This is a genomic window from Acetobacter lovaniensis, assembly GCF_014207635.1.
Lineage (GTDB): Bacteria > Pseudomonadota > Alphaproteobacteria > Acetobacterales > Acetobacteraceae > Acetobacter > Acetobacter lovaniensis.
Genome location: NZ_JACHIE010000004.1, coordinates 129,434 through 140,916, shown reverse-complemented (window position 1 = coordinate 140,916; position 11,483 = coordinate 129,434). Strand labels below are relative to the sequence as shown.

General features: G+C 60.8%; 9 protein-coding genes. 2 read left to right on the top strand and 7 right to left on the bottom strand.

What is annotated here, in order from left to right; all coding sequences use genetic code 11:
- Positions 1–9: 9 nt before the first annotated feature.
- Entirely contained in the window at positions 10–1,407 is a 1,398-nt protein-coding gene (gene gorA / locus HNR55_RS06525) for a glutathione-disulfide reductase (protein WP_166114000.1), read from the bottom strand.
- 59 nt (positions 1,408–1,466) lie between these two features.
- Complete coding sequence (locus HNR55_RS06520) at positions 1,467–2,363, bottom strand: ferredoxin--NADP reductase (protein WP_166114003.1); 897 nt, start codon at positions 2,361–2,363, stop codon at positions 1,467–1,469.
- A 361-nt stretch (positions 2,364–2,724) separates the two neighbouring features.
- On the opposite strand from HNR55_RS06520, the gene HNR55_RS06515 reads away from it, so the two are divergent.
- Positions 2,725–5,076, top strand: a complete 2,352-nt coding sequence (locus tag HNR55_RS06515) for a helicase-related protein (RefSeq protein ID WP_166114007.1) — start codon at positions 2,725–2,727, stop codon at positions 5,074–5,076.
- 12 nt (positions 5,077–5,088) lie between these two features.
- Here the strand turns inward: HNR55_RS06515 and HNR55_RS06510 are convergent, their stop codons facing one another.
- Entirely contained in the window at positions 5,089–6,039 is a 951-nt protein-coding gene (locus HNR55_RS06510) for an SDR family oxidoreductase (protein WP_166114010.1), read from the bottom strand.
- Positions 6,036–6,620 (bottom strand): DedA family protein, encoded by a 585-nt coding sequence (locus HNR55_RS06505; RefSeq protein ID WP_166114287.1) that lies wholly within the window; start codon positions 6,618–6,620, stop codon positions 6,036–6,038. Before HNR55_RS06505 ends, HNR55_RS06510 begins: the two co-directional genes overlap by 4 nt.
- Before the next feature lie 265 nt (positions 6,621–6,885).
- On the opposite strand from HNR55_RS06505, the gene HNR55_RS06500 reads away from it, so the two are divergent.
- The gene (locus tag HNR55_RS06500) at positions 6,886–8,847 is read left to right on the top strand and encodes a S9 family peptidase (protein ID WP_408736957.1); all 1,962 of its coding nucleotides are present in this window, start codon (positions 6,886–6,888) and stop codon (positions 8,845–8,847) included.
- A gap of 79 nt (positions 8,848–8,926) precedes the next feature.
- Here HNR55_RS06500 and HNR55_RS06495 read toward each other — a convergent pair whose 3' ends face one another.
- From HNR55_RS06495 to secE, 3 genes are all read right to left on the bottom strand, one after another.
- Positions 8,927–10,555 carry an NAD-dependent malic enzyme gene (locus tag HNR55_RS06495; protein WP_166114016.1) on the bottom strand — a complete coding sequence of 543 codons (1,629 nt, stop codon included), beginning with the start codon at positions 10,553–10,555 and terminating at the stop codon, positions 8,927–8,929.
- Positions 10,556–10,746: 191 nt separating this feature from the next.
- The gene (gene nusG, locus HNR55_RS06490) at positions 10,747–11,277 is read right to left on the bottom strand and encodes a transcription termination/antitermination protein NusG (RefSeq protein WP_166114019.1); all 531 of its coding nucleotides are present in this window, start codon (positions 11,275–11,277) and stop codon (positions 10,747–10,749) included.
- 9 nt (positions 11,278–11,286) lie between these two features.
- Positions 11,287–11,481, bottom strand: a complete 195-nt coding sequence (gene secE / locus HNR55_RS06485) for a preprotein translocase subunit SecE (protein WP_059024606.1) — start codon at positions 11,479–11,481, stop codon at positions 11,287–11,289.
- Positions 11,482–11,483: the final 2 nt, after the last annotated feature.

Genomic DNA, 11,483 nt, shown 5'->3' with positions numbered 1-11,483 from the left:
GGGGTGTCCTTACTTGTCAGCTTTGGGGGTGGTGCGTGTGCGGGTGCGCATGGTCACCAGCTCCTCGGCTGAGGTGGGGTGAATACCAATGGTGCGGTCAAAGTCGGCCTTGGTCAGCCCGGCTGTTACGGCAATGGCTACGGCCTGTAGCATTTCTGGTGCTTCGTCGCCCAGAATATGCACGCCAACCACCTTCTGGCTCTGCTGGTCCACAACCAGTTTCATGACCGTTTTGCGCACGCGGCCTGCCAGCGTGTAGCGCATGGGGTTAAAGCGGGTCAGGTAAATATCCACCGCCCCGTTTTGCGTGGCTTCCTCCTCCGTCAGGCCAACCGTGGCAAGGGGGGGGGAGAAAAAGACCGCCTTGGGAGTGGTCGCATAGCACCACTGGCGCGGGGGGGCCTGCCCAAACAGGCGATCGGCCAGATTATGCCCTTCCGCAATGGCAACGGGGGTGAGGTTGATCCGGTCGGTCACGTCCCCGATGGCGTAAATGCCGGGGTGTGCCGTCTCGCTGTTGCCATCAACCTGAATGCGGCCGTTACCGGCGGTGGTGATGGATGTCCTGCCCAGTCCCAGCGCATCAATTTTGGGGCGGCGGCCTGTGGCCATGAAGATGCAGTCCGCGCGCAGCGTCTGCCCGTTATCCAGTGTCAGGACCAGCTCGGCCCCGTTCCGGGTTATGCTGGTGGGGTTGGCATGGCGGTGCTGGGTAATGCCACGGGCATCTATGGCGTCTGCCAGTGCGGTGCGCATGTCTTCATCAAAGCCGCGCAGGGGCAGGTCGCGGCGGTAAACAAGGTCTACCTGCGAGCCAAGTCCTGCAAAGATACCGGCAAATTCAATGCCGATATACCCGCTCCCGATCATGATTACCCGTTCGGGGCGCTGCGGCAGGGCAAAGGCCTCGTCCGAGGTAATGGCCAGTTCGGCTCCGGGAATATCCAGCTTGGTGGGGGTGGAGCCGGTGGCAATTACAATCCGCTCGGCGGTAATGGTCCGGGGCTGTTCCGTGGGGGCCAGAGGGGAGGGGGTGATACGCAGGGTATGCCCATCCACAAACTCGGCATGGCCGGTAAAGAGCGTAATGCCCGCTTTTTCCAGCATGGAGACATAAATACCGTTCAGGCGCGTAATTTCGCGGTCCTTGGCGGCAATCAGGGTTGGCCAGCTATGGGTGCCCGGTGCGGTGGACCAGCCAAAGCCGTGGCTGTCTTCCACCATGTTGGCATAATCGCTGGCCATGACCATCAGCTTTTTGGGCACACAGCCAAGATTGACGCATGTGCCCCCCCAGTGGCGGCTTTCCACCACACCAACACGCGCACCGTGGCCAGCGGCAATGCGGGCGCACCGAACACCGCCGGAGCCTGCTCCTATGACCAGAAGATCAAAGTCATACGTCATGGGGCAGGGTTCCTTTGGTGCTGGGCTGAGGGGTCTTTTACAGTAAGGTGGGACTACCTTTACCGTTCGGCAAATGCTTTTTCCACCACGTAAGCACCGGGGGTGGACATGTTGCCTTCATCAAACCCGCGGGCCTGAAGCAGGGCTTCCGTATCGGCCAGCATTTCGGGCGAACCGCAGATCATCACGCGGTCATGCTCGGGGTCCAGAGCGGGGATGTTCAGATCCGTAAAGATCTTGCCAGTTTCGATCAGCTTGGTAATGCGGTCGGTTACGGCAAAGTCCTCACGCGTGACGGCGGGGTAGTAAAGCAGCTTGCCGCTGATGTCCTCGCCAAGGAACTCGTGCTGGGGCAGTTCGTGGCGGATATGGTTGGCATAGGCCAGCTCACCCGAAATACGGACCGTGTGGCTCAGGATCACGTGGTCGTAACGCTCATAGCATTCCGGGTCCTTGATCAGGCTCATGAAGGGAGCCAGACCCGTGCCGGTGGACAGGAAGTACAGGTTCCGCCCGGGGCGCAGGTTGTCCAGCAGCAGGGTGCCGGTGGGCTTGCGCCCGATCAGAACCGTGTCGCCTACCTTGACGTGGCGCAGGCGCGAGGTCAGCGGGCCATCAGGCACGGCAATGGAGAGGAACTCCATTTCGTCCGCATAATTGGGGGAGGCAATGGAGTAGGCACGCAGCAGGGGCTTGCCGTCCACTTCAATCCCGATCATGGCGAACTGGCCGTTCTCAAACCGCAGGCCAGGGTCACGCGTGGTGGTGAAGGTGAACAGGCGGTCGGTCCAGTGGTGCACGGTCAGCACCTTGGCCGGGTAGAGGTGACCATACTCCTTGGTGGGGGGAGCAAGGTGCCACATACCGTCCTGCCCTTCTACCGGCAGCAGGCTGCTCGGCACTTCAGAGGCAGACATCCGGGGGAGAACGTCGTTATCAAGAATGGTTTCAGACATGGACCGCTTTGTACTCCGCTTATAGCAGATCAGATAGATGGCGCGCTTTTGCCCAAAGGGGGCAGTGCTTCAACAGGCAAAAGGCAACCCTGGTGCTTTGGCGGCGTTTTTAAGGGGCAGGCGCGTGGGACGCCAGTGCAAATTCGTCACGAGACGTGTTCCTGCTTCACACAGCAGGGCAGGAACAGCCTCGCTTGGAAGCCACAAACCGCCAGTGGCGGGCACAATGGGCACAAGGTGGCTGCCATATCAAGCGTAGAGTGTGCTGCGCCCTCCATTGGCGGGGACAATGTTGGATTTTTCCATGAAGTATTGGGCAAGGCCCATTGTTCCGCCGCCCGGGATGACGCAAGAGTAGGGCATGACGTCAGATAGCCCCGCCTCCCCCGCGCGTGAAGCGCTTGCCCATGCCGTGGCCCATACGGGCCTCCAGCCCGAACCCAAGGAAGAAACAGAGGTTCTGCGCCGCATTGCGCGGGCACTTGAACCCGGAGCGCGCGAAGTTCCGGTTGAGGTCTATCGGGCTGCGCTGTGCCAGGTACGGCGTAAAAAATGGATTTCCCGCCTGCTGGACCGTACGCGCCGCAGTGGCCGAATCTGGATTACGCGGGAAGAAATAGAAGAGGCTGTCGGCGGGATTACCGACCCGGCAGTGGATGATCAGGCGCTTGAGCACGCTCTGGCACCGGTCAGTCTGGCGCGCCTGCGTGGGTATGGGGCATCGCCCCATGCGGCGTTTGCCGCCATTCAGGCGGATCTGGTGGATATCGGGCGCGTGCCATCCCCCGCCCAGACCGACCTTTTGCTTATGGCCGTGGCTATTGCCTTTGATCTGCCCGAAGGCGACCCCTTTCTGGAGACCGCCCGCAAGGAAGAGGCTCAGCGCCAGCGGGCTGCCAGCCGGATAGAAGAAACCGCCCAGAGCAAACGCGCACAGGAGGAAGAGCATCTTAGGGCATGGGAAAGCAGCCTTGTGCCGTTCAATGAGGTGCCGCGACTCCTCCATTGCTCCCACCGCGAGGCCCTGCGCTGGATTGCCGAGAATCGGCTCCCCGTTGCACGTAAGGTGCAGGAACCCGGTGGGCGGGAGCGGTGGGAGTTCGACCCCGCAGCACTTGTGGCCCTGCGGGGCAACCTGTCCGAGTGGCGCAAGGAGGAACGTGGCCCCGCAACAGGTCCGGGCAAGGGCAAACATGCGCCGGATATGGGGCGCAAGGTCGCCAATGCCGTGATCGCCCGTGTGGCGGCGTTGGACAAATACGCGGCCCATTTCCGCACCGCGCGTGCCCTCAACCGCCAGATTACGCTGGTCACGGGGCCAACCAACAGCGGCAAGTCCTACACAGCCCTTAATGCGCTGGCACAGGCGGAGAGCGGACTGGCGCTCGCTCCCCTGCGTCTGCTGGCGCATGAGTTCCGCGAAGCTCTGGCCGCGCGTGGGGTTGAGGCCTCCCTGTCCACCGGGGAGGAGCGGATTGAAGTCCCCGGAAGCCGACATCTGGCTGCAACGGTGGAGATGTGCCCCTTTTACAGCCCGGTTGATGTGGCCGTTATTGATGAAGCCCAGATGCTGTTTGATACGGACCGTGGTGCCGCATGGACAGCCGCCATTATGGGGGCACCAGCGCGGCACCTGTATGTGCTGGGTGCGCCGGACTGTATTCCCATGGTCCGCCGGATTGCCGAACTATGTGGTGACCCGCTGGATGAAATCTCGCTCGAGCGTAAAAGCCCGCTCAAGGCCGCCAGCCAGCCTGTGCGTCTGGCCGACCTTGGGGCGGGGGATGCGCTGATTGCGTTTTCCCGCAGGGAGGTGCTGGACCTGCGTGCGGCCCTTATGCAGCATGGCAAGCGTGTGGCTGTGGTGTATGGCGCACTCAGCCCGGAAGTACGCCGGGCGGAGGCGCAGCGCTTTAACAACGGTCAGGCTGATATTCTGGTGGCAACGGATGCCATTGGCATGGGGCTTAACCTGTCCATCAAACGGGTGGTGTTTGCCGCGCTCAAAAAATACGATGGTCGGCAGACACGCGACCTGACTGTGCAGGAGGTCAAGCAGATTGGCGGGCGTGCGGGCCGTTTTGGCAAGCACGAGACAGGCGTTGTGGCCGTGCTGGCTGGTGCAGGCAGCCCGAGCTTTGTGCGCCGCCAGTTGGATGCCGATGCCGAATTGCCTGATGACCTGCGCCCCTATGTGCAGCCCGATGCGGACATTGTAAAAGCTGTTGCGTCCGAAATAGGCTCGCAAAGCCTGTATGGCGTGCTCTCACGCATTCACAGGGCGGTTCTGCGCAAGGATGATCCCAATTATCGCCTGTCGGATATGGAGCAGGCCTTTGCCATTGCCTCGGCGCTGGAAGGGGTGGAAGGGCTGGACCTGACCACCCGCTGGTCCTACGCCATGTGCCCGGTGGATGACCGCGATAACGGGATCAGGCGTCTGGTTGGCTGGGCGGCGGACCATGCCGCTGGCCGCCGTGTGCTGCCACCGGGCACAGGCCCGTTGCCTGCTGCCGAACGCGCCGGGCGCGAGGAACTGGAACGGGCCGAAAAACGGCATAAGCGGCTGGTGGCGTGGCGCTGGCTGGCGCTGCGCTTCCCCACCATCTACCCGGACCGGGAAGAGGCGGAGGATACCACCCGTAAACTGAATGACTGGATCGAGCGCGTTCTGCGCCAGCAGAGCCGTGCGCGCCGCTCCACGCACGGGTAAGCGGCCCGGTTTTTACCAGGCCGTGTTGGTCAGCCGTTCCGAAACATCCCACAGGCGGGTGGCCAGGCTGGTCTTGCGGGCTGTGGGGGGCACAATGGCCGGGCCGGGCGGGCCACGGCGTTCACCTGCGCCCTGCGGGCCATAGTAATCTCCATCCCGCGCCTGAGGGGCGAGGGCAGCATACAGCAGGGGTTCGGCTCCTTTGGCGGCGGACTGGCCCATAACGCGCAGGATAGCCGTACCAAGGGTCTGTTCGATCAGCCCTAGTGGCTTGGGTAGCGTCGATGCCTGCCCGTTAGCCACAATGGAGGTAGCCGCCCACCCCGGATGCGCCGCGCGGGAGTGGACGTTCCAGCCTCGTTCCCCCGCTCTGCGGGCAAGTTCCTGCGCGAAAAGCAGGTTGGCCAGCTTGCTCTGCTGGTACGCCCCGAACGGGCTATACCTGTGGCGGCATTGCAGGTCGTTGAAGTGGATGGTGTTTTTACCCGCAGCAAGGCTGGCTACGGTTACAAGCACGCCTCCACCCTTTGCCGCTTCAAGCAGGGGGCGCAGATGTGCGCTCAGGGCAAAATGGCCCAGATGGTTCACGCCGAACTGGAGTTCGAATCCATCCTCGGTTTCCATACGTCGCGTCGGGGCCATGATCCCAGCATTGTTGATCTGGATATCAATCCGGTCTGTCAACTCGGCAACCGCTCGCGCACATTCCGCCACGGAGCGGAGGGAGGCCAGATTAAGCGGGAGCAGGGTCACATCCGCCCGGGGACAGTCCGCGCGCAGGCGGTTCAGGGCATTCTGCCCTTTTTCGGGGTTGCGGACCGGTAGAAGAAGTTTTGCGCCACGGTGGGCAAGGCCGAGTGCGGCCTCAAACCCCAGACCGCTGTTTGCGCCGGTTATAAGGGCTACGCGCCGGTGGAGGTCCGGCTGTGTGCTGTTCACCCGCCAGGGACTGCGGCCCATCATGGCAGGGGGGCTTTGAGCTGCTCATCCTGTTCTGCTGCTTTCATGGCTTCCTCCGTCAGACGTTTTTCATTGTGCTTGATGAACACGAACAGCACGCCAATAACCACCAGAGTCGCGGCCCCAAAGCCTACGGCCAGCCAGCCGGAGAGCTTGGCAATCTCGCTTCCCAGCAGGTAGGCGCATGTTGTGTATCCTCCAGCCCAGAACACGCCACCAAGTGCGTTATAGAACAGAAACGTATGCCAGGGCATACGGTTCGCTCCGGCCAGTATGGCAACAAACATCCGCAGGATGGCCACAAAGCGACCAAAAAAGATAACCGGCCCGCCATGCTTGAGAAAAACATAACGCCCCAGCAGCAGGCGCTCAGGGGTTAAGCCAAAGCGTGGGCCGTGCTTGCGCAAAAGCCCAAGGCCCAGATAGTGGCCAAGCAGGTAGCCCAGATTGTCCCCCATGATCGCCCCTGTCACCCCGGCAACAATAATGCCTTCGATCTGGAGCTTGTGGGTGGTCGCACAAAAAATGGCCCCGGTAATCAGCAGACTTTCCGCAGGAAGGGGCAGGCCCATGCTTTCCAGCATAACAACCACTCCAACCACCCCATAACCGTACCGGGTGAACAGGGTTGTCAGGTAATCAAGCGAAAAGATGGATTCCAGAGCGTGTAACAGGACAGACAATCCAATTCAGAGAGAACATCGTCAGGAGTGGGGAGGAGCAGAGTCGCTCCCGTCATGTCAAGCCCACAGGAAAAAACAGCAGGTCCGTATGCCCTGCCTAGCATGGAATGCAAAGCGGCACATGCCTTTCCGTTCAGGGCATTTTGCATGATAAACTGGGAAGATGATGGAACAGAACAGCACTCATGCTCAAGTGTCCCAGCCCATGCGCTGCGGTAGTTGGCCCTCCCCCGTAACGGCTACTCTGGTGGCTGGTAAAAGCCTGACCTTTTCAGAGGTACGCAGTGCAGGGCAGGCCGTGTTCTGGTTGGAGCGCCGCCCGGCAGAGGGGGGACGGACAGTTCTGATGCGCTGGGCAGAACCCGATGGCGTGGCCGAGGTACTGCCCGCGCAGGCCGATGTCGGGACCCGTGTGCATGAATATGGAGGAGGCGCTTATGCCGTCTCCCCCCACGGTATTGTCTATGTGGACCGGCGCACGGCGCAGGTCTGGCTGCTGGGGCAGGGAAGTGGATCCCCCACCCTTCTGGCCGGGGCAGAGGGCGTGCGCTTTGCCGACCTGCGGTTTGACCCCGCCAGCCCCTCGGTTGTTGCCGTGCGGGAGGACCACCGCGGGGCCGGTGAGCCCCAGAGCACAATGGTCGTCCTTGGTGGGGAGGCTGGCCCGGATGGGCTGGTGCTGCAACATGGTGCGGATTTTTACATGTCCCCCACCCTCTCGCCTGATGGTACGTTGCTGGCATGGATTGAGTGGGACCATCCGAACATGCCGTGGGATTCCACGCGCCTGTGCTTGGGGCGTGTGGTGCGCGGGGCAGATGGCACCATTGCGGCACTTGAAGGTGTGCAGGTTCTGGCCGGAGGGGCAGGCGGCGAGTCGCTGGTGGAGCCGCGCTGGACGGCAGATGGCCGCCTGCTTGTGATTTCTGACCGTTCCGAACTCTGGCGGGTATGGGAGGTTGTGCATCAGCCCGCCCCGCATCTGGTGGCGTATGCCATGCCGGAAGGGGAGATTGGCCAGCCCGCATGGGTATTTGGCCAAAGCAGCTACCAGCCTTTGGCCGATGGCGGGTGTGTGGTCCTGAGCGTGCGTGATGGAGAGGGCCAGTGTTTTGTACGCACGGCTGAGGGCCACACACACAGCTTCGCAGGGCAGCCCGACCAATGCCCTGTTGCATTGGCGGATGGGCGGTTTGCATGGGTGCAGGCACCTGTGGATGCCCTGCCCGCTGTGGTGGTGGGTTCTGCCGAACAGGGGGGGCTGCAGGTACTCCGTCGTTCTGCCACTCTGGATTTGCAGGCGGCGGATATGTCCCGCCCCGAATCGGTGCGTTTTGCGGTGGATGGGGTCGATGGCCAGCAGGGGCACGCTTTTTTCTACCCTCCCGCCAATAGCCGTGCCTGTGTGCCACAGGATGAAAAACCCCCGATGATCGTGCTGGTGCATGGTGGCCCAACCGCTCGGGCGCAGGATGGTTTTTCCTTTAAGGTGCAGTGGTGGACATCCCGCGGTTTTGCCGTGCTGGATGTTAATTACGGTGGTTCTACAGGCTTTGGGCGGTCATGGCGGGAACGGCTGCAGGGCCAGTGGGGTATTGTGGATGTGGCGGACTGCATTGCCGCCTGCCGCCATATGGTGGCCACTGGCCGCGTTGACCCCAAGCGAATCGCCATTCGCGGTTCCAGTGCGGGGGGAATGACCGTGCTGCTCGCGCTGGCCGCCTCCGACCTGTTTGCTGCGGGTGTCAGCCTGTATGGCGTTACCGACCTGCGCGCATTGGCACAGGAAACGCACAAGTTTGAAGCGCGCTACCTTGATGCTCTGGTTGGCTCGTGGCCGGAAGCGGAGTCTGTTTATGTGGCGCGCTCACCCCTTTCTGTCGCCAGCCGGATAAGGGCGCCGGTGCTGCTGTTGCAGGGGGCGGAGGACAAGGTTGTTCCCCCCTCTCAGGCTCATGCCATGGCGGCGGCGCTGCGTGCGGCGGGTGCTCCCTGCACGTTGTATGAATTCCCCGGCGAGGGGCATGGCTTCCGTCAGGAGGCGACCATCCGTCAGGCATGGACCATGGAGCTGGCATTTTATGGCCGGGTTTTCGGGTTTGATCCGGCTCCTCCAATGGACGCCTGAGTGCATACGCCCAGTCGAATCGAAAAAAAAAAAACGGAGCAGAAACATCGCTCCGTTTTTTTTTGTGGTCTGTAAAAAATCAGTCCGCGTAGCGTGGGCTGTACGTCAGGCTTTCAATCCAGGCCCGAATATCTTTGGGGCGTTCTACCGTTGCGGCACCCTGATCAAAAATAAATTCGGCAATACGCGCAGCAGACGTAATTGAAACGTCCAGAATATCACTCTGGGGTGGAAACAGGCGGCCCCGCTCGCGTGATGCCGGGTCTACCTGATCCGCCAGTGCGCGGGCGGTTTCAATGACCATGTCATCCGTAATGTGTTTGGGGCATGTGGCGTACACAGCCAGCCCCAGAGCCGGGAAGATGTAAAAATTGTTGGCCTGACCGGGGTAGAAAGTCCGCCCGTTCATTTCCACTTCGGGGAACTGCAGACCGGCGGCAAAAAGTGCCTGTCCCTGTGACCATTCATAAGCCTGCTCGGCCGTGCATTCCGCGTTTTTCTGGGGCAGGGAGAGCGGAAAAATAATGGGGCGTTCGTTCAGCGCGCTCATGGTTTCCACAACCTCCTGCGTAAAGGCCCCCCCACAGGTTGAAACACCAATGAGCACGGTGGGCTTGAAGGCTTTGATTGTGGCCAGCAGATCACGCGAGGGGGGCATGGCTTTGGCGTAGCGTTTCTGCTGTGGGCTCAGGTCCGTGCGGGAGGTTTCAAGCAGGCCATTCACATCCATGAGCGTTATGCGCTCAATGGCCTCCTGCGCGCTTATGCCCTCCTGCTTCAGGGCGGAAATCAGCATATCCGCGGTACCCAGCCCGGAGGAGCCTGCCCCGAGGAATAAAAAGCGCTGCTGCGCCAGTGTTTCATTCTTGATTTTGAGCGCGGTAATCAGGCCCGCCAGCGTAACGGCCGCAGTGCCCTGAATGTCATCATTATAGCACAGGGCCGTGTTGCGGTATTTGTCCAGATAATGCAGGGCATCCGTGCCCTTCCAGTCCTCAAAATGCAGGCAGCAATCAGGGAAGACGTCGTTAACCGCGCTTACAAATTCTTCCACAAACCCGTCCAGCTCTTCCAGCGGAGGGGGTTCCCTGCGCAGGCCAAGGTAGAGCGGGTCTGCCCGTAGGGCGCTGTTGGTTGTGCCAATATCAAGCTGCACGGGCAGGAGCACTTCCGGAGGAACCGCACCGCAGGCCGTGTAAAGGTCGAGCTTGCCAATGGGAATGCCCATGCCATTCACGCCAATATCGCCCAGCCCCAGAATACGGCCTCCTGTGGTGACGCACAGGAAGCGTACGTTCTCCGTAGGCCAGTTGCGCAGCACGTCACGGATTCGGCCACGCATGTCCAGACTGATGTACATGCCACGCGGGCGGCGGTAGATGTGGCTGAACTGCTGGCAGACAGCCGCCAGAGTAGGTGCATACACAATGGGCACAAACTGCGCGGGGTTGGACATGAGCACCCGGTAGAACAGGGTCTGGTTCTGGTCGCGCAGGCCGCTCAGATAGATGTAGCGTTCCAGATTGCTGGGTTTGGCTTCGAGGTGCCTGTGGATTCGCTCTACCTGCCGGTCCAGTGTTTCCACCTGTGTGGGCAGGAGTCCTTCCAGTCCGTATTCCCGCCGCTCTGCTTCAGTAAAGGCCGTGCCCTTGTTCAGCAGGGCATTGTTGAGAAGGGCTGTTCCTCTAAGAGCCGGGGTTAAAGGCATGGTAACTCCTTGGCAAAACGAAAACCACGTCAGGCTAACAGACAAGGATACAACCCGGAACGCGCCCGAGTGTTCCAAACGCCTGAACGGGTTTGTTGTGTTTGCAAGGCAGATGGACGGTGCATATCAGCAATAAAAAAGGCGGCCCGGAGGCCGCCCTTAATATAAAATTGTGTCTATGGGCTGAAAAATTACAGCTTTTCGACCTGATTGAACTCCAGATCCACCGGAGTGGACCGGCCAAAGATCGAAACGCTGACTTTCAGGCGGCCTTTTTCCTCATCCACTTCTTCAATAACACCATTGAAGGAGGTGAAGGGGCCATCGGCCACACGAATCTGCTCGCCCACTTCAAAGGTAACGGCGGAGCGAGGATGCTGCACGCCTTCCTCTGTCTGGCGGATAATCCGTTCGGCTTCCGCCGCGGAAATGGGCGTAGGGCGGTTTTTGGTGCCCAGAAAACCCGTAACCTTGGGGGTGTCCTTGACCAGATGCCATGACTCGTCGGTCATTTCCATCTTGACCAGTACGTAACCGGGGAAGAACTTGCGTTCCGCGTTCACCTTCTGGCCACGGCGGACTTCAATCACTTCCTCGGACGGGACGAGAATCTCGTCAATATGGTCGCTCAGCCCCTTCTGGGCCGCATCTTCGCGGATGTGCTGCGCGATTTTCTTTTCGAAGCCCGAATAGACGTGGACCACATACCAACGCTTGGCCATGCCGTTTCCTCAGCCTCCCAGCCCGAAAAGTTGACGCACACCGAGACCGATCAACTGGTCAACGACGAAGAAGAAGATGGATGCCATACCTGCCATGGCCAATACGGCGCCGGTGGTGACAAATGTTGCGCGGCGGGTGGGCCATGTGACCCGTTCCGCCTCGGTACGCACATCATGCAGGAACTTACCGGGACTGAACGACACGA

Bases quoted from the DNA above. Each gene is read 5' to 3' on its own strand.
- gorA (WP_166114000.1), bottom strand. From the start codon at position 1,407: ATGACGTATGACTTTGATCTTCTGGTCATAGGAGCAGGCTCCGGCGGT.
- HNR55_RS06495 (WP_166114016.1), bottom strand. From the start codon at position 10,555: ATGCCTTTAACCCCGGCTCTTAGAGGAACAGCCCTTCTCAACAATGCC.
- nusG (WP_166114019.1), bottom strand. From the start codon at position 11,277: ATGGCCAAGCGTTGGTATGTGGTCCACGTCTATTCGGGCTTCGAAAAG.
- HNR55_RS06505 (WP_166114287.1), bottom strand. From the start codon at position 6,620: ATGCTGGAAAGCATGGGCCTGCCCCTTCCTGCGGAAAGTCTGCTGATT.
- HNR55_RS06515 (WP_166114007.1), top strand. From the start codon at position 2,725: ATGACGTCAGATAGCCCCGCCTCCCCCGCGCGTGAAGCGCTTGCCCAT.
- HNR55_RS06520 (WP_166114003.1), bottom strand. From the start codon at position 2,363: ATGTCTGAAACCATTCTTGATAACGACGTTCTCCCCCGGATGTCTGCC.
- HNR55_RS06500 (WP_408736957.1), top strand. From the start codon at position 6,886: ATGGAACAGAACAGCACTCATGCTCAAGTGTCCCAGCCCATGCGCTGC.
- HNR55_RS06510 (WP_166114010.1), bottom strand. From the start codon at position 6,039: ATGATGGGCCGCAGTCCCTGGCGGGTGAACAGCACACAGCCGGACCTC.